Source organism: Acinetobacter sp. YH12094, assembly GCF_013419295.1.
GTDB classification, from domain to species: domain Bacteria; phylum Pseudomonadota; class Gammaproteobacteria; order Pseudomonadales; family Moraxellaceae; genus Acinetobacter; species Acinetobacter amyesii.
In genome coordinates this window covers 82,728-108,866 of record NZ_VPAK01000012.1, presented here as the reverse complement: position 1 = coordinate 108,866, position 26,139 = coordinate 82,728, and the positions used below count along the sequence as shown (strand labels likewise).

At 42.0% G+C, this 26,139-nt stretch carries 28 protein-coding genes; 12 read left to right on the top strand and 16 right to left on the bottom strand.

Annotated features, from left to right (window positions below; genetic code table 11):
* On the top strand, nt 1-258 hold a 258-nt coding region (locus FTU34_RS11000), incomplete at its 5' end, for a zinc ribbon domain-containing protein (RefSeq protein WP_180021479.1).
* A 71-nt stretch (nt 259-329) separates the two neighbouring features.
* Here the strand turns inward: FTU34_RS11000 and sodC are convergent.
* The 3 genes from sodC to FTU34_RS10985 form a co-directional block, all read right to left on the bottom strand.
* Nucleotides 330-878, bottom strand: coding sequence for a superoxide dismutase family protein (gene sodC / locus FTU34_RS10995; protein ID WP_180010495.1), 549 nt, complete (start codon nt 876-878; stop codon nt 330-332).
* Nucleotides 879-994: 116 nt separating this feature from the next.
* Nucleotides 995-2,116 (bottom strand): AI-2E family transporter, encoded by a 1,122-nt coding sequence (locus FTU34_RS10990; protein ID WP_180003496.1) that lies wholly within the window; start codon nt 2,114-2,116, stop codon nt 995-997.
* A gap of 150 nt (nt 2,117-2,266) precedes the next feature.
* Nucleotides 2,267-2,911 carry a ParA family protein gene (locus FTU34_RS10985; protein ID WP_180035641.1) on the bottom strand — a complete coding sequence of 215 codons (645 nt, stop codon included), beginning with the start codon at nt 2,909-2,911 and terminating at the stop codon, nt 2,267-2,269.
* 132 nt (nt 2,912-3,043) lie between these two features.
* On the opposite strand from FTU34_RS10985, the gene FTU34_RS10980 reads away from it, so the two are divergent.
* Both FTU34_RS10980 and FTU34_RS10975 read left to right on the top strand, forming a co-directional pair.
* Nucleotides 3,044-3,514 (top strand): Holliday junction resolvase-like protein, encoded by a 471-nt coding sequence (locus tag FTU34_RS10980; RefSeq protein WP_078192492.1) that lies wholly within the window; start codon nt 3,044-3,046, stop codon nt 3,512-3,514.
* Between the two features lie 55 nt (nt 3,515-3,569).
* Complete coding sequence (locus tag FTU34_RS10975; protein ID WP_180035642.1) at nt 3,570-4,163, top strand: hypothetical protein; 594 nt, start codon at nt 3,570-3,572, stop codon at nt 4,161-4,163.
* Nucleotides 4,164-4,210: 47 nt separating this feature from the next.
* On the opposite strand, the gene FTU34_RS10970 is transcribed toward FTU34_RS10975, so the two are convergent.
* A complete protein-coding gene (locus tag FTU34_RS10970; protein WP_180035643.1) occupies nt 4,211-4,837 on the bottom strand; it encodes a class I SAM-dependent methyltransferase in 627 nt (208 codons plus the stop codon).
* Nucleotides 4,838-5,141: 304 nt separating this feature from the next.
* Here FTU34_RS10970 and FTU34_RS10965 point away from each other — a divergent pair, with 304 nt between their 5' ends.
* Entirely contained in the window at nt 5,142-5,702 is a 561-nt protein-coding gene (locus FTU34_RS10965) for a hypothetical protein (protein WP_078189325.1), read from the top strand.
* 63 nt (nt 5,703-5,765) lie between these two features.
* Nucleotides 5,766-6,200, top strand: coding sequence for a protease inhibitor I42 family protein (locus FTU34_RS10960; protein WP_257226275.1), 435 nt, complete (start codon nt 5,766-5,768; stop codon nt 6,198-6,200).
* An 89-nt stretch (nt 6,201-6,289) separates the two neighbouring features.
* Here FTU34_RS10960 and FTU34_RS10955 read toward each other — a convergent pair whose 3' ends face one another.
* Nucleotides 6,290-6,622: a HopJ type III effector protein gene (locus FTU34_RS10955; protein WP_078192490.1), complete on the bottom strand. Its 333-nt coding sequence runs from the start codon at nt 6,620-6,622 to the stop codon at nt 6,290-6,292.
* A 168-nt stretch (nt 6,623-6,790) separates the two neighbouring features.
* Between FTU34_RS10955 and crcB the strand changes: the two genes are divergently transcribed.
* Nucleotides 6,791-7,174, top strand: coding sequence for a fluoride efflux transporter CrcB (gene crcB, locus FTU34_RS10950; protein WP_078189322.1), 384 nt, complete (start codon nt 6,791-6,793; stop codon nt 7,172-7,174).
* Nucleotides 7,175-7,295: 121 nt separating this feature from the next.
* On the opposite strand, the gene FTU34_RS10945 is transcribed toward crcB, so the two are convergent.
* Entirely contained in the window at nt 7,296-7,550 is a 255-nt protein-coding gene (locus FTU34_RS10945) for a type B 50S ribosomal protein L31 (protein WP_078189321.1), read from the bottom strand.
* A 107-nt stretch (nt 7,551-7,657) separates the two neighbouring features.
* Complete coding sequence (locus tag FTU34_RS10940) at nt 7,658-8,956, bottom strand: AarF/ABC1/UbiB kinase family protein (protein WP_180035644.1); 1,299 nt, start codon at nt 8,954-8,956, stop codon at nt 7,658-7,660.
* Between the two features lie 201 nt (nt 8,957-9,157).
* Between FTU34_RS10940 and FTU34_RS10935 the strand changes: the two genes are divergently transcribed.
* Nucleotides 9,158-9,370 (top strand): DUF1737 domain-containing protein, encoded by a 213-nt coding sequence (locus tag FTU34_RS10935; RefSeq protein WP_180010499.1) that lies wholly within the window; start codon nt 9,158-9,160, stop codon nt 9,368-9,370.
* Here FTU34_RS10935 and FTU34_RS10930 read toward each other — a convergent pair.
* From FTU34_RS10930 to FTU34_RS10920, 3 genes are all read right to left on the bottom strand, one after another.
* Entirely contained in the window at nt 9,367-9,798 is a 432-nt protein-coding gene (locus tag FTU34_RS10930; RefSeq protein WP_180035645.1) for a hypothetical protein, read from the bottom strand. The genes FTU34_RS10935 and FTU34_RS10930 overlap by 4 nt on opposite strands.
* A 441-nt stretch (nt 9,799-10,239) precedes the next feature.
* Nucleotides 10,240-11,598: an MATE family efflux transporter gene (locus FTU34_RS10925; RefSeq protein ID WP_373686368.1), complete on the bottom strand. Its 1,359-nt coding sequence runs from the start codon at nt 11,596-11,598 to the stop codon at nt 10,240-10,242.
* Between the two features lie 41 nt (nt 11,599-11,639).
* A complete protein-coding gene (locus tag FTU34_RS10920; protein WP_180003411.1) occupies nt 11,640-12,098 on the bottom strand; it encodes a DMT family transporter in 459 nt (152 codons plus the stop codon).
* A gap of 125 nt (nt 12,099-12,223) precedes the next feature.
* On the opposite strand from FTU34_RS10920, the gene hemW reads away from it, so the two are divergent.
* Both hemW and FTU34_RS10910 read left to right on the top strand, forming a co-directional pair.
* Entirely contained in the window at nt 12,224-13,378 is a 1,155-nt protein-coding gene (gene hemW, locus FTU34_RS10915) for a radical SAM family heme chaperone HemW (RefSeq protein ID WP_180003413.1), read from the top strand.
* Between the two features lie 133 nt (nt 13,379-13,511).
* Nucleotides 13,512-13,919 carry a hypothetical protein gene (locus FTU34_RS10910; RefSeq protein ID WP_180009514.1) on the top strand — a complete coding sequence of 136 codons (408 nt, stop codon included), beginning with the start codon at nt 13,512-13,514 and terminating at the stop codon, nt 13,917-13,919.
* A 42-nt stretch (nt 13,920-13,961) separates the two neighbouring features.
* Here FTU34_RS10910 and FTU34_RS10905 read toward each other — a convergent pair whose 3' ends face one another.
* Together FTU34_RS10905 and FTU34_RS10900 are read right to left on the bottom strand one after the other, a co-directional pair.
* Nucleotides 13,962-14,264, bottom strand: coding sequence for a hypothetical protein (locus FTU34_RS10905; RefSeq protein WP_180003417.1), 303 nt, complete (start codon nt 14,262-14,264; stop codon nt 13,962-13,964).
* Nucleotides 14,265-14,608: 344 nt separating this feature from the next.
* Nucleotides 14,609-16,432, bottom strand: a complete 1,824-nt coding sequence (locus FTU34_RS10900) for an acyl-CoA dehydrogenase C-terminal domain-containing protein (protein ID WP_180003419.1) — start codon at nt 16,430-16,432, stop codon at nt 14,609-14,611.
* Between the two features lie 230 nt (nt 16,433-16,662).
* On the opposite strand from FTU34_RS10900, the gene FTU34_RS10895 reads away from it, so the two are divergent.
* The gene (locus FTU34_RS10895) at nt 16,663-19,173 is read left to right on the top strand and encodes a hypothetical protein (RefSeq protein ID WP_180035646.1); all 2,511 of its coding nucleotides are present in this window, start codon (nt 16,663-16,665) and stop codon (nt 19,171-19,173) included.
* Nucleotides 19,174-19,259: 86 nt separating this feature from the next.
* On the opposite strand, the gene aroE is transcribed toward FTU34_RS10895, so the two are convergent.
* The 3 genes from aroE to hemF all read right to left on the bottom strand — a co-directional run bounded on the left by aroE (nt 19,260) and on the right by hemF (nt 21,545).
* Nucleotides 19,260-20,048, bottom strand: a complete 789-nt coding sequence (gene aroE, locus FTU34_RS10890; protein ID WP_168379097.1) for a shikimate dehydrogenase — start codon at nt 20,046-20,048, stop codon at nt 19,260-19,262.
* Between the two features lie 102 nt (nt 20,049-20,150).
* Complete coding sequence (locus FTU34_RS10885; protein WP_078189308.1) at nt 20,151-20,372, bottom strand: hypothetical protein; 222 nt, start codon at nt 20,370-20,372, stop codon at nt 20,151-20,153.
* A 231-nt stretch (nt 20,373-20,603) separates the two neighbouring features.
* Nucleotides 20,604-21,545: an oxygen-dependent coproporphyrinogen oxidase gene (gene hemF / locus FTU34_RS10880; protein WP_180035647.1), complete on the bottom strand. Its 942-nt coding sequence runs from the start codon at nt 21,543-21,545 to the stop codon at nt 20,604-20,606.
* 277 nt (nt 21,546-21,822) lie between these two features.
* Between hemF and hemN the strand changes: the two genes are divergently transcribed.
* Complete coding sequence (gene hemN, locus FTU34_RS10875) at nt 21,823-23,196, top strand: oxygen-independent coproporphyrinogen III oxidase (RefSeq protein WP_180010508.1); 1,374 nt, start codon at nt 21,823-21,825, stop codon at nt 23,194-23,196.
* Between the two features lie 94 nt (nt 23,197-23,290).
* Here hemN and ribA read toward each other — a convergent pair whose 3' ends face one another.
* Nucleotides 23,291-23,893 carry a GTP cyclohydrolase II gene (gene ribA / locus FTU34_RS10870; protein WP_168379100.1) on the bottom strand — a complete coding sequence of 201 codons (603 nt, stop codon included), beginning with the start codon at nt 23,891-23,893 and terminating at the stop codon, nt 23,291-23,293.
* A 311-nt stretch (nt 23,894-24,204) separates the two neighbouring features.
* On the opposite strand from ribA, the gene dxs reads away from it, so the two are divergent.
* Nucleotides 24,205-26,115, top strand: coding sequence for a 1-deoxy-D-xylulose-5-phosphate synthase (dxs, locus tag FTU34_RS10865; protein ID WP_180035648.1), 1,911 nt, complete (start codon nt 24,205-24,207; stop codon nt 26,113-26,115).
* Nucleotides 26,116-26,139: the final 24 nt, after the last annotated feature.

The window sequence follows — 26,139 nt, the reverse complement described above, 5'->3', positions numbered from 1 at the left end:
GCACTAAAAACAATGCTCAAGTATAAATGCGAGAACGCAGGCGTATTGTTTGAAGAAGTCCAAGAAGCCTATACGACCCAAATCTGTTCGTGCTGCGGTGAGATCACCTCAAGTAGTCCAAAAGGTAGGACAGATCTTGGAATAAGAGAATGGGAGTGCATGAGCTGTGGTACAGCTCATGATCGAGATATAAACTCAGCTCTAAACATTCTTGCGCTTGGGCATAAGCGTCTAGCTGTAGGAATCACCCTCTTTTAAGGGGGTGAGGATGTCAATCAATAGAAAAGCGGACTTAAAGTCCGCTTGTTCAAATCTATATGCAAAGTTGATTATTGAATCACACCACAGGCAATACGGTCACCGCCACCGCCTAGAGGTTTAGGGTCGTCAGAGTAATTATCACCACCGGCATGGACCATGATGGCTAAGCCTTGTACATCCGCCAATTTCAAGCGTGGTGCAATTAAATTCACTTTTGCTGTGCCATCGGTTTGAACTTGAAGGATCGGTAAGTCACCCATGTGACCGGTTAGCGGCGTACCGTGGTGAGGTGCAGATTTAGGGTTAAAGTGACCACCTGCAGCAAGAGCAGCACCCGCTTTTCCATCTTTTTCAGCTGGGGCACAAGAACCTTTTTCATGAATATGGAAACCGTGTGGACCCGGAGGAAGCTGGGTTAAATTGGTATGAATAACCAAGCCAGCAGGGCTATCAACCATGTTAATTTGACCGATGCTTTGACCAATACCTTGAGCAGTCACGGCATTGACCGTCACGGTTTTTGCATTCAGACCTGTTGAAGTCGAGGTACTCGCACAGCCTGTAAACATCAGGGCACTGACCGCAGCAAGCGCGCCGAATTTAAATAGTGAAGACATGTTTGGCATCCTGTCTGTTTTTATGGAGTCTCAACCATTGAAACAGATGCGGATACAGGATGACAGATAATTTAAGTATTTGATTGTAATATTTGTTTAATGAATTCAAGCCTGAATTAAGGTTGTTCAGGCTTATCATCCATATTGTCTAAGTTATGTGCCAATGTTGCTTTGGGCATCATGACGGGTTCAATTTGGGTTTCATGCAACCATTCACGCCAAATCGCCAAGAGTACCGCCAAGATCACTGGACCGATAAATAAACCGACAAGACCGAAACTGGCGATCCCACCCAAAACACCAAACATGATTAATAAGAATGGAATCTGCGTTGCCCCTGAAATTACTAAAGGACGAATCACGTTATCGGCCGTACTCACGATACAAACACCCCAAGCCATGACGCCAATGGCTTCAATGGTTTGACCTTGTGAAAATAACCACAAGGATACAGCGGTATATGAAATCGGTGGGCCAAAAGGAATCAGTGCCAACATGAAGGTAATGATGGTTAATAACATTGGGTTAGGCACATCGGCGACAAAATAGCTAACACCGGCAAGTAAAGCTTGGGCAATGGCGGTAAGACCGATGCCATACACTACGGCACGTGTAGTATCCGAAATAGTGGCAAGATAATGATGAATACGTGGCCCGATCACCATTTCGAGGGCTTTACTGACCTGACTTAAAATGGTTTGACCATCACGATAGAAGAAAAATAAAGACATCACGGCAAAACACAGCTTAAAGATATTTTTACTGACTTCGCCGACCAGAACTTTACCGTAGTTCAAATGCCCCTGAATCCAAATTTGTACCGATTGAATAATACTGTTCGGGTCATTGTTCAGTTCATGCAGGGTACGACTGACTTCTTTACCAATAAACGGCAGTTGGCGAATAAAATCAGGCACATTGACATGACCAGAGAAAACTTGCTTTTGTAATTCAAAATACAAGTTACGGCCTTCATGTTGTAACAAGAAGATTGCAAAAATCACCGGCAGACCCACCACGAGTACCACCAGTAAGATCATCAGCGCCGCACTTAGATTTGCACGATTGCCACAAAAACGATGTACTGATTGATACAGCGGCCATGTCATATAAGCAATAATCGCAGCCCAAACGACGGGCACAATAAAGTATTTGAGTACGCTAAAGCTCAAAAAAATCAGGATAAAAAATAATCCGAACAATAAGACTTTTTGTAATGTAGGTGCGAACGTTGGCAATGCGTGCTCTGATTTTTTCATCATGTTGTGTTCAATCTTAACCGAAAAAAAAGCTCCCGAAAACGAGAGCTTGTTAACTTATGGTGAATATCTTTCAGGCTAGATCCTTGCAAGATTGGCCTTTATATCAACAAAATGTGGAATGATGGGTTAAAACCACTCGGCTTCGTCTTCAATAATGGCATTGAGCACAGGTTGCCATTGTTGTTGCATACCGAGGTACAATTTTTGCGTTTTGTCAAAAACTGAAAGACCTTGCATGGCAAGTTGACCATAAGCGGTACGTTCAGAAATCCAAGCAACGGGCTGTTGTTCAACTTTATTGAAAAAATCTTGAATTTCTTTGGAATGAGCAGAATTGGGTTTGACACGATTGGCCAACAATAGGATTTGGACTTTACCTTTACGAATCCGTTTAATTTCTTGCAAATGCTTTAAAAAACGACGGGTCGAGTCGATGTCGAAGAAAGATGGTTGTAGCGGGGTAACGATGGCGTGAGCTTCACTGACCAACTGATCTGCATGTTCACCCGATAACGCACCCGGTGCATCGATAATCAGATATTCAATCCCTTTTGGCACATCACCAATCGACTTTTCATGACGCCAATCTAGGCTCTGAATTGGGGCGGCAGTCTCTGGGCGCTGTTTGAGCCATTGACGTGCAGACTTTTGATTGTCAGCATCTGCCAAGGCCACTTTATAACCTTTTTGCGCAAGTGCAGAGGCTAAACTGATTGCTGTGATGGTTTTGCCACAACCACCTTTTTGATTGGCAATTAATATCGTTTTCATCGACCTAAATAGATTTTATTCTGCTCATCCCTAGCATATCATTGTTTAATGCGGGGAATATGACAAAGAACCAAAGTCTAAGTTTTTTCTATACGTTTCGCTGTAATATATTAAAAAGATTAGGAATTTTAAATGTCTGTCTGGATGGCCATGCTCATTGGCGCGTGTATTGGGATTGTACTGACCACCTTAATTTTAAGTGGCAGTCGCAATGGAAGGATTAAGGCAGAATACGAGCAATATATTGCAGAACTAGAATTGGAACATCAGCAGGCCTTGGCCCATGCACAAAAACGCAGTGTAAATACCAGTCGTGCTGTTTTAAAAGGCAAAATGGCCGAACAAATGGCGCCGATCATGCCTGAATTTCAGTATTTACCTAGCGATGCAAAGTTTCTCGGTGACCCGATCGATTATGTGGTTTTTGATGGCTATACCGACTTTCGTGATGGTGATGGACTCGCTGAAGACATCGAAGTGGTGCTGATTGATATTAAAAGTGGTGGCGCACGTTTGACCAAAGGGCAACAAGCGATTGCTCAAGCCATTGCCGAAGGGCGAGTACGTTTTGAAACCATCCGAATTGATTTTGAGCATATTTAAGCTCGCGTGACTCAGCCTCAGAACCGTCGAAAAGCAATAAGGACAGAATATTCACATGGAAAAACTCTTAGCGACTGCAGCCGTTTTTGCGCTCATGCTGTGGATATGGTCTGAATATTTTCGTGCCATTCCACATTTAGAGCAGACTGGTGTGCTGAAAAATTTTCAGGTCACAGCGACTCAGGCATTTTCCGGTGAATATTTGCTGTTGGATAAACGCTACTACAGTGCGAGTAGTCGTACATTACATCCGGCCGCACCGACCGTGGTGGGTGGCTTTCAAGACTTGGCGTATGTCAGCAATATTGATCTGCTACTGAGTTCAGGCTCAAATGATTTCCAGTCTTTAAAATATCATCTTGAGTGGTCTCAGCAGAACCGCTGTTTTAGCGTGCAAGCGAAAGACGTGCCCTCGACACAAATTGAAAAGCTCAAGTCTGAATTGCAAAATGTCAGTGTGATTGCTCAATCCGAAGACGTCGCAAATCGTATTCGGCGTTTGAAATCAGGGGATCGTGTGGAGATTTTGGGTGCATGGGTGGATGTACATTCCATCAAAACAGGTAAGTCGTATAGCACTTATAATGTGTTGAATAAAAAGCCCTGTCATATCCTAAAAATTAATGCCATTCGACTAATCAAAGACTAGGTACTTTTAACTAGATTTGATTGTGCTTAAACATGGCCTTGGACGCTTTAACTCAACTTCTGTGCGCGGGCGAGCAACATGCGCTGTCCAATTTTTGGAATGCCTTCAGCATCAAAATACTGCGTTTCAAAACATTCAAACTGGGCATCTTCAAGCAACTTTTGCATATTACGATCCAAATGACAGCCATCCGCGACTTTCTTTTGAATAGGCGTCAGTAGGTGTTGTAACTGCTTAATTTTCCGATTTTCATTGTGTTGTACATGCTCAACCAAATGAAATGTCCCTGTTGGTTTCAGGACGCGGTAGATTTCTTCAAGCGCAGTTTCAATATCAGCAATGCTGCATAAGGTCCATGTACTCACGACATGATCTAGACTTTCATCTGCAAAGGGTAATTTTTCAGCACCGGCTAAAATATGCTGTACCTCAAAAGGTGCTGCATGTACACGTTCAGCAGCTAAATGAAAAATATCGGGATTGGGCTCAAGGGCAAAAACCGTATCGACATTTTGATAAAAGGCTAAATTCAAACCTGTACCAAAGCCAATTTCGAGTACCTCACCAGACACGGCTAACAGGAGTTCGCGTCGTTTATCCATCAGGCTTGGCACCTGCATGACTTGATTTAAAAGATGCGGAAAAATGTGTTGTTGATAAAATTTATAAATCATAGCGAGGATTTTTGTTGGCTTTTTTTAAAGTGTAATTCATGTCTTTTTAATTTTAAATCATGTGGTAGGGCGTGGATATGGGCCAATTGACTGAATAACAGCATTTTGTTACCAAGTTCATAAGGTTTATGCAGACTGTGTGCGTAATATAGAGTTACAACTAGTGAAAACGACATTCATCAGGCTCAACCTACGCGATTTTAAGCTCATGTTCAGGTTGGGGCATTATGAATAGATGAAGTCGGCTCAATTGCAGAATTAAAATTGAGTAATGTGAAGTATTACAGGGTAAGAGGATAACGCGATGATCAAGCGAATTGCATTAAGTACTGTGCTTGCAGGCTTTTTATTGAATGTCGGTGTCCAAGCGTCTTCAGATTATAATATTGCCAAAGGCTTAGCACCTGCTGCCAAAGGCCAGTCAATTTCCACCTTGAAAGAATTTAAAGGTGATTTCCGAATTTTAGGTTCAAAAACCTATCAAACAGATGAACAAGCAAAATTTTCTCCGATCGATTATGCGGTCAGTTGGGGTTTATTTGCAGAGCCAGAAATAGCTCGTACGATTTCAGTCAATCAATATGACCGTTTCTTAAATTGGAAAATGGATCGTGTTCCTGTACCGCAAAAGCAAGCCATGATGATGGTGTCGAATATGCACATCATTCCTGCAAACCCGCAAATTGCTAAACAAATTACTCAAGTAAAACGTGGCGATCTTGTGCGTTTAAAAGGGGATTTGGTTGAGGTGAAAGACAAAGATTTGGTTTGGACTTCATCTTTGACCCCAACAGATACGGGTGATGGGGCTTGTGAAGTTTTTCGTGTCAGTTCGATTCAGTGGATTGAAAAAGTCAAAGGCTAAACTTCGATTACATCGAGATCGTATTGAAATCGGTGTGCATTAGATGCAAGGTAAAATAATTTGATGATGAAAATGACGATCAAGAAAAAGCTTATTTTGAGTCTAATGATGGCGAGTGGTTTGGCGCTTGGTGGATGTAACAGTATGAGTTCAACTGTAGATGGGAAAACCCATGTATTTACTGAACAGCAAAGTTGTCCGACCTTGCTTGAGATGGATCGTGGACAGACTTTGGAAGTGTTGTTAAACGAAAATCCAAGTACCGGATATGTATGGTCTTTGGCTGAGCAACCGAAACTTTTTAAAGTTGAAGAAGTGTTTCAGTCAGCTCAACAACAAGCTGCTGCAGATGCGACACCAGTGCTTGGTGCAGGCGGTCAAAAAACTTATCGTTTTACCGCAACGACTGCAGGTGAAGAATTACTACATTTGAAGCATGCACGAGCTTGGGAAAAAACCGCGATGGCTGAATGGACTTGTAGAGTACGAGTGTCCTGATTTGAACTGATGATGAACGATAAAAAAAGCCAGTATTTGTACTGGCTTTTTTATTGCAGACGAACTGATTTAGAACGTCCATCTAAGCATTATTTCGCGCTGAGCGCTTGACCGTCAAATTGAATACCTTCCCAACCATTTTGCATAAATTGGCGAATGTTTTGGTGGTCAGTTGCGTCTGGTGTCGCCAAAACAGCAGCATAATGTTCAGCAAAAAGACTTAAGGTTTCAGCTTGGTTTAGACCATTCAATTGGGCAAAAGAAAATACTTTGGCACTGCCTTGGTTTTCAGTCGCTGCATTGGCTTGTTTGCCATTGGTAAAAGCAGTTGGTGTGTGGTTATAACGCGCTTCAATAAATGCAATCACATCTGAAAATTTCGCAGTCCCTGCTTGAAGTTGATCTAATAATTCCTGAGCCATAATGTCCTCTTTCAATAAAAAATACCGCAAAGTGTTGCAGACTATAGCAAGCTTTGGCCCAAACATTTAACACTATTTGCGTAAATTAAATGCGTGTATATTGAAGGGCGACCTTAGGCAGTCTGTTGCCTAAATTGTAGATACCAATGATGTTGAAGTAGGACAACTATGAACTGGCTTTTGGTCGCATGTGGCGGCGCAATTGGAGCAACACTTCGCTATGCAGCAGGACTGTTATTGGCTAAGCCAACCGTGCTCTTTCCATGGGCAACATGGTGGGTGAATATTTTAGGTTGCTTTTGTGCAGGTGTGTTCTTTGCATTTAGCCAAAAATATCCCGTTCTACAAAATGAAGCACGCTTATTGCTTATGGTTGGGATCTTAGGTGGCTTTACCACCTTTTCCAGTTTCGGCTTAGAAACCTTTCAACTGCTTAGACAAGGGCAAAGTGGGCTAGCATTCAGTTATGCTATTTCCAGTGTGGTGATTGGCGTCATCGTATTGGGACTGGGATATTACTTATTTCAGTCGATTTTAAAAATAGATGTTTAAAACAACGCTTGAAATCCACAAAATTTCAGACATAAAAAAAAGAAGCTCAGGCTGGAGGAGGGGAACCTTGAACTTCTTCAATGCTTTAATTTTAAAAGCAAAAACTTAATCGAGACTGAACTTATTGTGAGCGTTTGAAACGTGCAAAGCGTTTATTAAAGTTCGCAATACGTCCTTCATTATTTACTTGACGTTGTTCACCTGTATAAAAAGGATGTGATGCGCTTGAGATATCGAGCGTCACATATGGATAGGTCTTGCCTTCAAACTCTTTGGTTTGATTGGTGCTTAAGGTACTGCCAATCACAAAAAAGGCATTGGCATTGGTGTCATGAAAGAGCACTTCACGGTATTCGGGATGGATGTTGGCACGCATTCTTCTGTTCCTTAAATTTATTGATTAAAGAAATGTTATAACATAACAATTAAAAATGCAAATATTGCCCGAAATTCATCGGGCAATCATCAGCGCTTTACGCTCCCTTAAGCGCTAGGTGGGACCAACTCATCAAAAAGATCATTGAGATTGTCATTCACTTTCAAATGAATCAAATTCCAATAATGCCCTGAAACAGTCCGGTTCACCATCAGGGTGTCTGGCGACGGTTTAAACACATCCCAGTATTTAAGAGATGGCTTAATTAATTCTACCCCGTCATGGTGCGCTGAATTTTCAGCAAAGTCGTATTGTGTGGTCAGCGGACGCATCAGTACTTCAAGCCATTGCTCATACAAGTCCACAGGGAATTTACCGAGTTCATTGAGGGAATGTAGGGCATCGAGTTGCTGTTCCATCAGTGGAATATCGTGCTTGCGTGCAGCATTAATCAATTGCTTAAAGTGCGACACGATTTCAGGAGACAGGGTTTTCACACCGCCGTAGTCATATACGATGACTGAACCATCTTCACGAAAGGCGAAGTTGCCTGGATGCGGGTCACAGTGGAAACGTTTAAGGAAGAAAATTTCACGGCCAATGGCACGGAATAAGCGCCTTCCCAAGGCATTTCGTGTTTCTTGTGACCATGTGCTGGCAGTTTCTATACTGTCGCCAAGCTCTAGACTTAGAGTCAAAATATGACGTGAAGAATAATCTTTATAGACCTGTGGAATGATGATTTTGTCATCCAGCGCACTATGAAACGCACGGGCCACATCTAAGTTTTGCGCTTCAATTTCATAGTTCAGTTCGTTGTCCAAACTGTCCTGAATTTCACGAAATAGCTTGTTTTGTAACTTCCGATCAATTTTCAATACGCCCATCAGACGAAGGGCAAGCCGAACTTGTTTTAAATCACTTTCACAGGCTTCTTCGACACCAGGATATTGCACTTTCACCACCACCTGCTGACCATTAGGTAACACGGCTTTATGCACCTGCCCAATGGATGCAGCGGCAAAAGGTTGTTCTTCAAAACTTTTAAAAATCTGTGCGAGGGGTTTGCCGAGTTCTTGTTCTACTTGAGCCTTAATTTCAGCAAAAGGCATGGCTGGCGCTTGGCGTTGTAATTTACTGATGGCCTTTGCGACTTCAGGTGGAAAAATGTCTTTGTACTGCGAGGCAATTTGTCCGACTTTCATCACCGCACCTTTCATTTCACCCAAAGTGTCTGCAATTTGCAGACCGATGTCCTGAAAAAGTTTACTGCGAGATGCATTTTTCTGTTCTTCATCGGCAGTGATATTGCGGATGGAATTGGAAACGGTTTTAGTAGCAATGCTTGCCGTCATACTGGCAAGTTTCATAAAGCGACGACCCGGTGTGCTAGCCGTTTTTGCCATGTGATGTTCCTCAAGATCATCATTTATTATCTAATACCGATCATAGGCGACAAAACACAAACTGCCTACTTTAAATTGTTAAGACTTTATTTGCATTGATAAAATGATGGGCAAAAATGTAAATACTGAAAATAATTCAGGCAAATTTAAGCCACGTGCTGAATGGTTTAAAATATCGCGTCGCTAGAAGAGAACTGAACGATGAAAGTGTATCGCTATTTAACCGGTAAAGATGATGTCAATTTCTGTGCCCGTGTGACCAAAGCTTTAAATGAAGGCTATGAATTGTATGGCTCACCAACCATGAGTTTTAATGGGACAGAGGTGATTGTCGGGCAGGCGATCGTGAAAGACGTAGAGGACGACAGCCAAGTGCCACAAAGTTTAAAAAATGCCATCGAGGCGCTTAATTAGTTGGTTTTTGCTGCTTCGCTCGATTCAGTTTTTTCCAGTTCTAAATGTGGACTGAGATATTTGCTGCATTGATTATGGTGTAAATTTTCATTCAAGGTGATAAGGTTTTGCGTCACGATAAAATCCTGATCATCCGCAGAGGCAAACTTTTGATTGGCCTTGATGAAGTCCTGATAGGTGTATGCCATACCAGTCTGCTGACAACTTAATTTTAAACGTGTGGTATATGAGTCCGCCTGTTGTTCATGATAAAAGCGAAAGGCTGTCCAAAGTGCTTGATTGATGTAATCAAATTCGGGTTGTGATTGGACTTTGATGGGTGCGTGATATAAAGGAAATTCATGTCGGTTGATCGTTTGTTCAGCTTGTAGTGACATGGAAAAGCCTAAGCTCAGACAGAGACTGATCGAGCGAAATACATGGGACATGTTTATTTTCCTCTTCTTCGTGCTTTTTTATTTATGGCATTGCTATGCAGGGTGTTAATTTGCATTAATCTTCTGCATAGCGTAGCCGTCTTTTTTAAGTAACTGATGTTACGTAGTAACATCAGAAGCGCCATTTGATTCAAATAAAAGAACGATACGCGGTAACGTCATCCGCAAGTGTTTGAGACAGGACTACTTCTAATCAAAAATGTTTTTGCGTGACTTTGAATAATTACACGCTGGTGAACGAGTTTTGCGGATGACAATGGTTTTGGGTACTTTTGCCGAAACAAAAGTACCTCCAGCCGAAGGCTAATCCCGTTATTCAATCCCTAAGATGTAAGACTCCGTCGAATAAAATTAAAAATCATTTTAAAAATGCAAAATTACTTTTATGTGCGTAACATCAGTTAAGTAACTTTTTAGATGATTTTTTAGGGCTTATCCCGCATGTGCTAAACGTTTATTCATCATAAATAAACGCGTAAGTAGCAGTGTACATGCGACAGTCAGACCTACAATCAGGCCAATCCAAACGCCTGCAGCACCAGTCGTAGTGAAGCGTGCAAGATAGATCCCGACAGGGAAGGCAATGATCCAATACGCGATCATAGTGATCCACATCGGCCCTTTAGTGTCTTGCATGCCGCGTAAACATCCTGCGGCACTCACTTGCCATGCATCCATCAACTGATAGGCAATCGCGAACAACACCAAGTACACCGCAAGCTGAGTCACATCATAGTCATTGGTATAGAGTGACACAATTTCATTACGTAAAAGCCAAAGCAGCAACATGGTAATCAGGGCAAATACCGTCCCTGTCAACATACCGACTTTCTGGACTTTTCGCATAGCCAGCCAGTTTTTTTCCCCATAATAGGTACCGACCCGAATGGTCAGCGCAATCGCTAGTGACATTGGAATCATAAACAATTGCGAGGTAATCGAAATGGCGACTTGATGCGCTGCAATGGTGACTTCGCCCAAGGGACTCAACACAATAGCGGCTGTACTAAAAATACTGACTTCAAAGAAAATGGCTAAGCCAATAGGAAAGCCGAGTTTTAAAATACGTTTGATCCATTCACTGTTCATTTTTTCAAAAGCAGCGAAAGGTTGGGTTTTTTGATAGGCCGATCCTTTGAAAACGTACATCGCCAAAGCAAAGAACATTAACCATTGCAAAATCGCGGTGGCAAAACCACATCCTGCTGAACCCAGTTCAGGGACTGGGCCTAAACCATACATAAAAATAAAGTTCAGTGGAATTAACACCAATAAGGCCAGCAGACTCAGCACAGTGACTGGACGTGGATGCCCCAATGCTTCTGAGTAACCACGTAAAGCTGCGTACATGGTGACAGCAGGCATACCTAAACTAATGGCGTGTAAGAATAAGCTCGCCTTCGGAAGTAATACTTCAGGGACACCCAATAACGGTAAAAGCAGCGGCATAGCTTGTAAGACTAATGCGGCAATGATCCCTAAAAATAATGCGACCCACAAAGACTGACGGGCGATGGTGGCAATTTTTTCAGGCGTGCGAGCACCATTGGCTTCTGCCACTAATGGGGTGGTTGCAATCATAATGCCGCTGAACAGCAGCATGACCGGTATCCATAAACCGACCCCGACCGCAATGGCTGCAAGGTCATTGGCGGACATGTGTCCAGCCATGATGGTATCAATGAGACCAAATCCCGCTTGCGCAAACTGCGTGATCAATATCGGGATCATTAAATGAAACAGTTGTTTTAATTCATACTTGCTGCTTGTTACAGCCGTGACAGTAGACACAGAATGTACTCATTTCTTGTGAGGTGCTTAGGAATGAGGTCTTAGCGTTGGAAAGTGAGAAGCACACCAATAAAAATCACCACGCCACCCAATAAGCGTTGCCAGTTAATCGGGGTTTTTTCAGTGCCGAGCAAGCCAAAATGGTCAAATACCATCGACATTAAGATCTGTCCAAAAATAATCAGACCGGAGAGGGATAAAAAACCCAGTTTCGGTGCGGTATAAATACTGATACTGATGGCATAAACACCCAAACATCCCCCCAGCCATAAATACCAAGGGATTTGAGCAAAACTTGCAAAGTCCGGTTTTTCGGCCGATTGAAAAAACACCATAAAGGCGAGGACTATTGTACCAACCAAAAAAGAAAAAAGGGCAGCTTGCAGCGGTGAATATAAATATTCACGCAATTGGCTGTTGATCGCTGTTTGAATGGTCATAGCGATACCAACACCCATCGCGAGCGGCAGTAAGTACAATAAATGGCTGCTTATTTTCATCTTCTAATCATCTAATTCTTCTTTAATTTTATTAGTCTACTGTATTGTGGATGAGTTTTCATAAGCGCTCTGATGCAGTCATGTTAAAATGCGCTTACTTCTTTTGTTCCTTTTGAGCATTTTCCTTGGCTGAATTAAATCCTGCAGTTGTTCCGTTATCTTTATACATTCACATGCCGTGGTGTGTGCGCAAATGTCCATACTGTGACTTTAATTCGCATGCGGTGCCGAATGGTGAATTGTCTCTGGACTTAGAACAAGAATATTTACAGGCGTTGGTTGAAGACTTTAAAACCCAAGTCGATTTTGCTCAGGGCCGCCTGATTCATAGTGTATTTATTGGTGGCGGTACACCATCTTTGATTTCTGCCCAAGGTTATCAATGGTTATTTACTCAGCTCAAAGCATTGGTGCCATTTGAAAAGGGCTGTGAAATTACCTTGGAAGCCAATCCGGGCACGGTTGAGCACGATCCTTTTGCTGGTTATTTAGATGCAGGGATTAATCGTCTATCTATCGGTGTGCAAAGTTTTAATACCGACCAGCTGAAAAAGCTGGGGCGGATTCACTCGAATGATGATGCGATTTCTGCCATTCAGCATGCAAAAGAGGCGGGTTTTGAACGGGTAAATGTCGACTTGATGCATGGCCTGCCTGAACAAACCATTGAGCAAGCGCTTTTGGATTTGAAATTGGCTGTGGAAAATGGCGCAACGCATGTGTCGTGGTATCAGTTGACCATTGAACCCAATACGGTTTTCTTCCGCACAAAACCGATTTTACCTGTCGATGATGTGCTTGAAGATATTCAAGAACAGGGCGAAGCCTATTTAACAGCGCAAGGCTTTATCAATTATGAAGTATCTGCATGGCGTAAAGAAAAGCCGTCGGCACATAATTTAAATTATTGGCAGTTTGGCGATTATTTGGCGATTGGCGCAGGCGCACATGGCAAAGTGACCATGCCAGACGGGGTGTATCGTTTCCAAAAAACCCGATTGCCGAAAGACTATTTAGCCAAAGTACCTGCTGAACATCTTCAGTTTAAGCGCATCGAAGCAGCCGACATGCCTTTTGAATTTATGATGAATGCACTTCGTTTAAATCATGGGGTGGAAGCCAAGCTATATAGCGAGCGTACAGGGGAAAGTTTAGAGCCGATTGCCGAGTTATTGAACTCATTACGTGAACGTAAATTGATGGTCAGTGATCCAACACTTTTGTCTTGTACCGAGCAGGGACATATCTTTTTAAATTCAGTATTGGAAGAATTCCTGTAATGAAAGCTATGTCAAACTTGTTTTAAAATTTGAGCGACAAGTAATTTTTCATATTCCGAATGTAATTTGCAGAATGTGTATGAAATTATTCAGTTGATAATTGAATTTACATGGCATAAAGGAACTTCAGAAAATGAAATATATTTTAACTGCGACGTTATTAACTATAGCTTTGGTGGGTTGCACCGATAAAAAAGCACCATCAGAACAAAATGTTGCAACAGAGGCAACGACCGCAACTGCACAAACAAACGATGTTGCAGTATCTCAAGATGAGCAAGTGATTCACTTTACAGGGCCACAAGATCTTAGCCTTGAGTTAAAAACCAAAGATAATTTTGAAACCGCACAATTGACTGATAATTCTGATCGTGTGTATGAATTGAAACGAGGAGTTTCAGGAAGTGGTGTACGACTTGCCAACGACCAAGGTGTTTCAATTCACTTTAAGAACTTTAATGGTGTGAATGAAGGCACTGTTGAGTTGGTAAAAGATAAACCCATAGAGATCAAAGAATTTATTGCTGATAAAGCAAAGTAAATATTAAAAAAGACCGCATGAGCGGTCTTTTTTTAATTTAGCTTAACGATGTTTCGGTGGCATAGGCGGTAACTTATGCTGCGGAACAGGTTTGTGTTGATTGCATTTAAAAGCTACTGCCTTATGATTTTGTTTGGCAAATTTTGCATGAGCGTGTTGATGCTCTTTTTTCACCATTTGCGGCCCAGCAGATTTGTGATGTATTGCTTTAGGCGGTACAGGTTTTTTATCAAAGTATGGAGCAGGTGGTGGATTTTTATGATCGAATGCGGGCGCTGCCATTGCAGACATTGTCGCAGTTGTTGCAATCAGACCAACCATCAATGAAGACATCAATTTTTTCATGGTTACGCTCTCTATGAATCATTGAAGTCATCATAGGGGGAGGCTATGGAGAAGATATGAAGTTGTATGAGATACAAATGTAAAGCTAAAATTATGGAGTTAAATTTACTTTAAGTATTTAATATTTATTAAATAAAATTATGTTTTGGCGATAAGGTGTTTTATTTTTGTTGAAAAATACAACAATATTTCTCCATATAAAGTTCATCTTTATACATTGTTATTACCTCATGAAGAAATTAAGAATACTACTCGTAATTCCTATAGATCAAAATTAAAAGAGAAGACAATAAAAAGACCGCCGAAGCGGTCTTTTTATAGAGTCATTTAACTCGGTTTAAAGCTTAGTAGTCAAAGCTAAAGTGTTCAGGAGCCAAAGAAGTCATGGTCTTCGATGGGTTAACCATTGCTTCAGCGTGACCTTGTGAGCGTGGTAATAGACGTTCAAAGTAGAAGTCTGCCACTTTGATTTTTGCTTTATAGAACTCAGGAACTTCTGCACCATTGCCTTCTGCTAATTTTTCAGAAGCTACGGCAGCTTGTTGTGCCCAGAAGTAAGCCATCATCACGTAGCCAGAGAACATCAAGAAATCTACAGATGCAGAAGATACGATGTCACGGTCTTTACGTGCTGCAAGCATGATACGAACCGTTAATGCATTCCATTGTGCGCAAAGCTTCGTTAAGTCCCACGCAAAACGACGCATGTATTTGTTACGTGCATGTTGACCACAGAACTTCAAGATTTCAGCTGTGTAGTCACGAATCACTTTACCTTTAGAGGTCAGCAGAACTTTACGACCAATCAAGTCTAGTGCTTGAACACCGGTTGTGCCTTCGTAGAGAGTAGAGATACGTGAGTCACGAACGATTTGTTCCATGCCCCATTCTTTAATATAACCATGACCACCGTATACTTGCATACCATGGTTTGCAGCTTCATAACCCATTTCGGTTAAGAAACCTTTGAGAATCGGTGTGTAGAAGCCTAAGTGGTCATCATGTGCTTCAAATGCTGCTGTATCACCGCGGGTTAAAGCATCAGTCATTTTGTCCGCAATTTGAGCTGCATAGTAAATCATTGAACGGCCGCCTTCAGCGATCGCTTTTTGAGTTAAAAGCATACGACGTACGTCTGCATGGTGAATAATCGCATCGGCTACTTTTTCAGGATCTTTTTTACCTGAAAGTGCGCGCATAGACATACGTTCTTTCGCGTATGGAAGTGCGCCTTGGAATGCCAATTCAGCATGTGCAATACCTTGAATTGCTGTACCAATACGTGCAGTGTTCATGAAGGTGAACATTGCATGTAGGCCTTTGTGTTTTTCACCGATCAAGTAACCAATCGCATTGTCAAAATTCAGCACAGCTGTTGCTGAAGCACGGATCCCCATTTTGTGTTCAATCGAACCACACGTTACTGGATTGCGTTCGCCCACAGTACCATCTGCATTCACAAGGAATTTTGGAACGATGAATAATGAAATGCCTTTTGTACCTGCAGGTGCATCTGGAAGACGTGCAAGAACGATATGTACGATGTTCTCTGTTAAATCATGCTCACCCGCAGAGATGAAGATTTTTGTACCAGAAATTGCATAGCTACCATCAGCTTGAGGTTCCGCTTTGGTTTTTACCTGACCTAAGTCGGTACCGCATTGAGGTTCAGTTAAGCACATGGTGCCTGACCAAGTTCCAGCAACAAGGTTCGGTAAATATTGGTTTTTCTGTTCTTCTGAACCAAATTGAAGAATGGTGTTGATACAACCTACGCTGAGACCTGGATACATTTGGAATGACCAGTTCGCTGTACCCATCATTTCAGATTTGATGAGATTCAACGACTGTGGCAAGTTTTGACCGCCAAATTCTTCAGGGAAAGACAGACCTTGCCAGCCACCCTGTACAAATTGGTCATAGGCTTCTTTAAAACCTTTTGGTGTTTTTACATCGCCATTTTCAAAATGACAGCCTTCTTCATCACCCGTTTGGTTTAAAGGCGAAAGGATGTTTTCACAAAAATCCGCTGCACCTTCTAAAATCATGTCGACAGTGTCTGCATCAGCAGCTTCACCATTAGACAAAGTTTTGTAATGTGCTGGGTAATCGAGTACTTCATTCATTAAGAAACGAATATCGTGTAAAGGCGCTTTATATGCAGGCATAGTCTTAATCCTAATATCTAAATTTTTTTGGATTATCTGTATTGATGATTTGATTATTCATAATTTTATCCAAAAAACATTGATGAATACGCCCTTAAAAAATGTCAGAAAGGCGAATTGTAATATTTAACCAACATGTGAAATGTAAACTTCTGATAGACTTGATGTTGATCTTTTGATCATTTTTTTCTTTTAATAAATCATAAAGAACTTAGGTCTTTCGTACAATTATGCGATTAAAATATATAACACTTTGTTTACTGGGTTTGAGTATTACTGGGTGTGCTCAACATGTCATAAAAACCAATTCAACGGATCAGTCTCTCGGGCAACAAGCCACTCAAGGCTTAAACGCAATGTTTGAAAATGCCAGTTATGACATGAAAGGGCAATTTTCAATTCAGACAGATATTCAGTTCGATGAAAAAAAGCCTGAAACCAAGTCAAAACCTGCGATAAGCACACAGCCAGAGCTGGATCCTAAACTTAAAAAACAACTGGATCAGTTGATTAAAACCCAAAATATTCCATTTAGCCAAAAAGAAAAGAAACAGCTCTATCAAGCGATTGCCAATGAATCGATCCCACCATCAGCGCGCTATAGCGATGAAGATGATGGCGTTTCTCCGCAATCCAAAATTGCACAATCACTACTGAATGTGTTGAATGATTTACAGTTTAGCTATAGCGGTTCAGTACATTTTAGAGAAAAACTTGCTGCCTTAACCTTACAACTGAGTTATCAAAAACCGACTTTGCAGGTGAATGCACAGTTGCCGATGATCATTGATTTTAATCAACATAAATTTTATACCAACTATTTTGCGTTCATGCCGTTTATGGTAAATCGTGAAAGCCAAAGCAGCTTGGCTTATGTGGATTTTTCAAAACATAAAGACACGATTGCTCAGTACGATTTGAAAAAATTTGCTGACTATTTAAAACAAATGAATGCTTTGCCTTATGTCTTGGCAGAGCCGAATCAAGTGCAAAATATTGCTTTAACACGTGATGAAAAAAATGCAGGGCTGACTAAAAAAATCCGCTATGTGGGTGATCTCGATGCGCTATACACCCAGCTTGAACTTTTTGATTTTGTGAACGCCAACTATTACACCACGCAAATCAAAGGTCAGCGTAATAGTGACGCTGAGCAAGATGAATCTGTGGATGCTGCTGTGCATCTTAGTGCTTCCGAAGAGGCGATGGCTGCGGCTGAAGCGGCGGGAGGGACTGCAGTAGCGGCAGCAGCTGAGGATGAAGACTATGATGCGGCTTATGCATCTGTTGAACGTGTGAATGAGCTGCTCAATGCGAAAATGCATGGCCTGATGTATCACCAACACGAAACTGAAGAAGAACAAACGTCTTCTGCCGCTGAATCTGCTGAATACGCGATCGATACTGCAAGTGCATATGCGGAGGCGACCGCGGCTGATGACGAAGAAACCTATAGTTCGGATACTGAAGTAACCGAAGCTTATGCGGTTTCCGAAGAAGATGATGAAACAGCGAATTTATCTGAAGAAGTCTGTCAGGCCTTGATGAACACCAAACAGGTGCCGATTGGTAAAGTCACACTGTGTCAGGATTATCAAGATGTTCGGGTGATACCGCTGCAAGAAGATTCTGTACCATCGGCCTCTGCTGCGGACGCATCCAATACAGATTCAGAGATTTCGGACGCTGTTGAACAGTTAAAGCCGGTATTCCAGCAATATCAAAGTGAACAACTTGTCGATGTAAAACAATTCCAGCAATTATGGCAAAAGCATCAAACTGAAATTGCGCAGGTGCTGAATGCACAGGATAAATCATCTTCGAATGTGGTGATGGATGTAGGCTTAGATCACAAAGGCCGCGTCCAAGTAATGGACTATCAATTGGCCTTTAATGAGCCACATTTAGGTCAATTAAAGCTGAAAAGTAGCAACCAAATTTTGAATTATGGCAATGCGACTAAAATTGATCGTCAAGCCATGAAACAGGCAAAATCCATTGAGGAAGTCAGTAAAGATTCACTCTTTGAAAATATGTTGAAAGGCCTGCTTGCGCCGATCACAGGAAATGATCCTCTGCTTGCTGAAGCAGAAACTGCATCGGTTGATGATGTCCGTGCTGCAAATGAAGAAATCGAACTTCCTGAATATCTCAGTACTGTGGCATTGCAAAGTTATAAACGTCATCAATCTGAAGTGAAAGCCTATCAAGCGGCATTTGTCGTGGCATTTGCTAACTATCGCGCTCAGTATGTGCGTTATTACTCAGCCAATGATTTGAATGAAATTGCAGAAGTTTATGCATATCGATTTGTTGATGGCTTAAAAGAGCCAACAGGCAATGCGCTGAAACGTTTAAATCAATTACGTGATAAGCATGCTTTGCATCGCTATCAAGACTTTGATGACTTAGGTTCTTCGGTCAACCATTATGTACAGTCAGGAATTGGCGAGTACAAAGCTCAGGTTGAATGGAAGCAGTTGCAAAAAACCTATAAAACTGATCAGGCGATTTTTGCACATTTATATCAACAAAACTTTTTAGCCAGTTATGAACTGGAAGGAACTGAAAAAGCACATTTGGTGAAAGCATCAAAAATCTATGCGCAAGCCTTTGCTGATGATATCAAAGGAAAATTATCAGAAGCGTCATTACAAGGCCTAACAGCAGAACACGAAGAGTTGTTCAGCCAATCGGCTTATTATGAAACCTATAAGGCCATTCAAAAACACAAGAACTAAGTTGGATCAAAAAAAGAACCTCAATTGAGGTTCTTTTTTTAGGTGTTTAGCCTGCTCAGAAAGTGAATTGAGCAAATCATTTTGAATTATAGAAAGTCTTTTAGATCAGGTTTAATGCCATTCCAAATGGAAAAAGATTCAATCGCTTGACCAACCAACATGCCAAAACCTTCTGAGGTCGGAACATGGCGTGCTTTGGCTTGATCCAAAAACGTCGACGGTTTGCCATAGGCCATTTCATAGGCGTGCGTGAATTGTAAAGCTTCAGGCAAAATCAGTGCATCACCCGTTAAGCTGGCCGATGTGGCATTAATCACCAGATCAAATTGACCTGCTAAGTCAGTGAGTGCAATGGCTGCAAGTTCGGCATTCGGTACGGCAGTTTTTAAGTCAGCGACCAATTGTTCAGCACGCGCTAAAGTACGATTGGCAATGACGATTTTTTTGGCCCCAGCTTGTACCAGTGGGTAAATCACGCCACGTGTCGCACCGCCTGCACCAATGATCAATATATCGGTCTGTTCTAAATTCCAATCTAAGGCACGGATGGCATCGACTAGGCCTTGTCCATCGGTATTATCGCCATGGAGTGTGCCATCTTGCATCCATAGTGTATTGACCGCACCTGCAATTTTGGCACGTTCAGTAAGGACGGCACATTGTGCATAGGCTTGTTCTTTAAACGGAACAGTGACATTCATACCGATGCCACCTTCGGCAAAGAAGGATTCGACACTGTGCTGAAAACCATCGAGTGGCGCAAGTCGTTTGCTGTACTGAATGTCGAGGCCTGTTTTTTCAGCGAAGGCATGATGAAGTTCAGGTGAGCGTGATTGTTCAATCGGGTTGCCAATCACGGCAAATTGTTTGCTCATTGCACAGCGTCCATGTAGATGTGAAAGAGCAGACAATATACGCCAAAACCGAGGATGGCTAAAGTTCGGGCAGTCTTAAAATCGTGAAATAAAGGCGGAAAATTAAGGATTACAAATATCTAGGACGCTTTGAATCAAGATGCTCGCTGCACTGATGACTAAACCAATCAAGGCAACCACCATGAAGCCAATAGCCAAATTATCATTCAAAGACGTTTCGGAAAAAATATTAGTACTGATAGCGCTGATCAGCACAACAGCAAAGCTCCAAAACACCAAGGCAGTAAGACTGACTGCTTTTTTATTGAGTGTTTGATGTGTCATGTGCGTTGTACTCCGTACAAGAAAGTTACAGCCATGAGTTTATTGACACATTGTGCAATGACATAGCGTAAAGCTGTTTAAAAGATGTGTCATTGTTGAGCAATCTGATTACAAAGTAAATGCTTAAAAAATTTATTTATGCATCAAGATATTACCTAGAAATACAAATACTTTAATTAAAAGGCAATCAAAAGCCCCTGATGGACAGAGGCAAATACATGTCTATCTATTTTATTTCAATATATTAAGCCAATCATGCGGTTTTAAATAAAAGTCGGTGAGCTTTTTCTCTGGAGAATTTTCTTCCCATTCAGGACGATACGACCAGCCCGCCAAAGGTGGCATACTTACTAAAATGGATTCAATACGCCCACCAGTTTGTAAGCCAAATAAGGTGCCACGGTCATACACTAGGTTATATTCAACGTAACGACCACGACGGTAAAGTTGGAAGTCTCGTTGTGCTTCGGTATAGGCTTTGTCTTGGTTTCTTTGGAAGATTGGTAAAATCGCCTCTAAATAACCATTACCGACGGCCTGCATATATTTGAAACAGGTTTCAAAGTCCCATTGGTTGAGATCATCAAAGAATAAACCACCCACACCACGTTGTTCATCACGGTGTTTGAGATAGAAATAGTCATCACACCATTTCTTATGTTCATCATAGAGTGTATCACTAAATGGGGCACAAAGATCATGGGCAGTTTGATGCCAAGACAAGACATCTTCATCATTTGGATAAAATGGAGTGAGGTCAAAACCACCGCCAAACCACCAAATCGGATCTTGTCCTTCTTTTTCGGCGACAAATAAACGCACATTGGCATGTGAGGTTGGGACGTTGGGGTTTTTCGGGTGAATTACCAACGACACGCCCATGGCTTGCGCTTTTGCACCTGCAATAGCGGGATGGCGTTCAGTCGCAGAGGCGGGTAATTTTGAAATGTTAATGTGCGAGAACATCACGCCGCCTTTTTCAATCACCGTTCCATTTTGAAGAACACGTGAGCGACCACCACCACCTTCAGGGCGTTCCCAGTCATCGATCGCAAATTCGGCACTTCCGCCACCAGCACGTTCTTGCTGTTCCAATGCGGCACAAATCCGTGCCTGTAAATCGCGAAGGAATTCATCTACACGTTGAATATCGGCTGAAGTTGGATTCTGCATGGTGACCTTTATTAAAATAATTTAAAGATAAGTGTCATCAAAACATAAATTACGTGAAAACTTAAGGCATTTTTCCCGATACTCAGCATCGGATCTTTGCTTTCAATCTGGAAATCTAGTGATTAAATAAAAAGATCATGCAGAGTTAGCAGCAATTGCTCCGGCTGAAATTGGGCCTATTCCGACAAATTTGCTAGGTTGAATTCACATCTGAAGCTCAGCACAATAATCATAAGGTAGATTTAAATTGAATCTCATTGATTGAAATGGTGCATCGATGTCTCAGCAGGCGAGTTCTTTAATTCAAAAATACAATGTACCAGGTCCACGCTATACCAGTTATCCAACCGTGCCGTATTGGGAGGAAGCTGAGTTTTCATTGCAACAGTGGAAACAGGGATTGAAGCGTTCATTTGATGAGACCAATCACAGCGAAGGCATCAGCCTGTACATCCATTTACCATTTTGTGAAAGCTTATGTACGTTTTGTGGCTGCCATAAAAAAGTCACAAAAAAACATGAGATGGAGCTGCCTTATATTCAGGCGGTGCTGAAAGAATGGGACTTATATTGTCAGCTCTTGGTCGACCGGCCAATAATTAAAGAAATTCATTTGGGCGGGGGAACGCCTACCTTCTTTTCTCCTGAGCATCTCACCCAGTTGATTCAAGGCATTCTAGTGCATGCTGATATTGCCGATGCGTATGAATTTAGCTTTGAAGGCCATCCGAACAATACCACACGTGAGCATTTACAAGCCTTGTACGATGTTGGATTTCGGCGCGTAAGTTATGGAGTGCAGGATTATAATGAGAAGGTGCAAAAAGCCATCCACCGTATTCAGCCCTTTGCACATGTTGAACAAGTGACACAGTGGGCACGTGATATTGGCTATACCTCTATTTCGCATGACTTGGTTTTTGGTTTGCCATTTCAGGATTTAAACGACGTGTTGCATACCATTGAACAGACCAATCGTTTGATGCCAGATCGTCTAGCCTTTTATAGCTATGCACATGTGCCGTGGATTAAGGGCAATGGTCAGCGTGGTTTTAAAGATGCCGATGTCCCGAAAGATGATTTAAAGCGTCAATGCTATGAAGAAGGTAAAAAACAGCTACTGGCGCAGGGCTATCATGAAATTGGGATGGATCATTTTGCATTAACCCAAGATCCGATGTATCAAGCTTTTCAGCAGGGCAGTTTGCACCGTAATTTTATGGGCTATACCGCATCGAAAACCCAAGTGATGATTGGTCTCGGCTTATCTTCGATCAGTGATAGTTGGTACAGCTTTGCACAAAATGAAAAGAAAATTGAAGACTATTATGCACGTTTAGAAGTGAATGAAATTCCAGTCTATCGGGGGCATGTGCTGACAGATGAGGACTTAATCATTCGTAAACATATTCTCAATTTGATGTGTACCTTCCAAACTTCTTGGGCAGGTCCAGAAATGCAATTTCCTGAGCTTGATGAAGTATTAGCGCAATTGGCTGAAATGCAAGAAGATGGCTTGCTCGAGATTTTTGATCAGCACATTCAGGTGAGTGATGCAGGCAAGCCTTTTGTTCGCAATATCTGCATGGCGTTTGATTTACGATTAAAACGTCGTGTTCCTGAAAATCGTATTTTTTCGATGACGATTTGAATTTTCCCTAACTCCTCTTTAATAAAGAGGGGGAAGCCTCCCTTTTGTAAAGAGAGGTTTGGAGGGATTAATTTATGGAGAATTTAAAGGATTTTTAAAAATCATCCTTTTGATACATATGCGACATACGATCATGTTTGGTTTTTAAATATTGTTCGTTAAAGGGATTTAAACCCACAGTCAGCGGAACACGATCAACGACATTCACCCCTTGTTCTTGTAGCGCTTCAATTTTTAACGGGTTATTGGTAATGAGACGCACCGCAGTAATGTTGAGATGATTTAACATGATAGGACACATATCATAACGACGTGCATCAGCAGGAAGATCCAATAATAAATTAGCATCGACTGTGTCATGGCCTTGGTCTTGTAGAGCGTAAGCACGGATTTTATTGGTTAAACCAATACCGCGACCTTCTTGGCGTAAATATAAAATCACCCCTTGACCCGCTTCATTAATTAATTTTTGGGTGGCTTGAAGTTGTGGGCCGCAGTCACATTTGAGTGAAGCAAAGGCATCACCAGTCAGGCATTCGGAGTGGATACGTACTAAAACAGGTTCAGTGGGAGCTTGTTCTAGTCCTTTAGAGAGTGCGACATGTTCTTCACCGGTTTCAGGATCCTGAAAAACCGTAATATTGAATTCACCAAAAGCGGTCGGTAATCTTGACGTTGCGACAAATTCTATAGGCACTGCTTAACCCGTTTATTCGATTATAAATTGGCTAAAGTATAGCGTAATGCTTGGACATTGGTAGAATTGCAACGACGAATTTATGCAGAACATTTTCTTTTTTGTATAAAGCGAACGATAATAGTTGATAAATAGGAAGATTATTCAGGATAATCTGACTCATTCAAAATCTCCCCAACGAGATCATTGCTAAAAATTACATCGCTACAAGTTTGGCTGATTGTAAGGTGATACAATTCGACGATATGATCGAGTTACCCATTTAGACCGAGCTTAGGAATTTGCCAGGCTTTAGAAGGCTTTGCCACATTATGCTGTATAAAGAAATACCATCTCAACGCCCTGTAACACCGTTGCTGGATACGATTAACCATCCTCAACAACTTCGTTTACTCGAGCGCAGCCAATTAGAGCAAGTGGCGGATGAGTTACGTCAATTTATTTTGTATGCGGCCGGACAAAGTGGTGGGCATTTTGGTGCCAATCTTGGGGTGATCGAATTAACCGTGGCATTACATTACTGTTTTGAAACGCCACGTGATCGTCTGATTTGGGATGTGGGTCATCAAGCCTATCCGCATAAAGCCTTGACCGGTCGTCGTGAACAATTAGTGACGATTCGTGCCAAAGATGGTTTGGCTGCGTTTCCTGCCCGTGAAGAATCTGAATTTGACACCTTTGGCGTAGGCCATTCATCAACAGCGATTTCTGCTGGTCTTGGGATGTCATTGGCACGTCGCTTCAAGCAAGATCCCTGTCATGTGGTTGCAATCGTGGGTGATGGCGCGATGACAGCGGGCATGGCTTTTGAAGCCATGAACGATGCGGTGGCACACAATGCTGACCTTATGGTGGTATTGAACGACAACGATATGTCGATTTCATGCAGTACCGGTGGTTTTGCCAAGCATTTGGCTGCGATTTGGGAAAGTGGTCAATCGGTGAATATTTCTGAAAATGGCGAAGCCTATATTCAACCTCATCCTGAATGGGCGTATAACTCACGCCTACATTGTGCTGCGACCGATGCTGCAGATAACTTATTTAAAGCCATTGGCTTTGACTACTTTGGTCCTTTTGATGGGCACGATGTTGAACAATTAACAAATGTGTTTGAAGCCTTAAAAAAACGCACAGGCCCACGTTTAGTGCATGTCTATACCAAAAAAGGTAAAGGCTTTGCACCTGCCGAAGCAGATCAAATCAAATACCATGCCATCAGTAAAGTGAATGCACCCGTTGCAGTGGCAACTGCACCGAAATATTCAGATGTTTTTGGTCAGTGGTTATGTGATGAAGCTGCACAGGATGATCGTTTATTGGCGATTACCCCAGCGATGTGTGAAGGTTCAGGCATGGTGCAATTTGCCAAGCAGTTTCCTGAGCGTTTCTTTGATGTTGCCATTGCAGAACAACATGCGGTGACTTTGGCTGCGGGGATGGCCTGTGAAGGGGTAAAACCGGTTGTTGCAATCTATTCAACCTTCTTACAACGTGGTTATGATCAACTGATTCATGACGTCGCTTTGCAAAATCTTGATGTGACATTTGGTATCGACCGTGCAGGTTTGGTTGGTGAAGATGGCCCAACGCATGCCGGTGCATATGATTATGCCTTTATGCGTACCGTGCCAAACATGGTGATCATGGCGCCGAAAGACGAAAATGAATGTCGTCAAATGTTGCATACGGCTTATTTGTATAAAGGCCCAGCGGCGGTACGTTACCCACGTGGTAATGGACTGGGTGTTAAGATTCAGCAAGAGATGACCGAGCTTGAAATTGGCCGTGGTGAAATTCTTGCAAACTTCAATGATCAGCAAGATGACACCATTTCTATTCTGGCTTTCGGTAGTCGTGTTCAAGCGGCACTAGAGGCAGGACAGGCTTTAGCGACAAAGCTAGATGTGGCTGTACGTGTGATTAATATGCGCTTCGTGAAGCCATTAGATACACAGTTGATCGATCAAATCGCAGCAAGTACGCAACTATTTGTGACAGTTGAAGAGCATGCAGTCATGGCGGGTGCGGGCAGTGCGGTAAATGAATATTTAGCGCAGGCTAGTATTGTTAAACCGATGCTGAATTTAGGTTTGTCAGATGAATTTATGCATCAGGCGACACATGCTCAAATGCTACAACAAGCTGGACTAGATGCTGAAGGCATTATCACTTCTGTGACACAAAGCTGGATAAAACATAAGTCAACTGTAGTTTGCTGAATTTCTAATTTTTAGAAACATTTT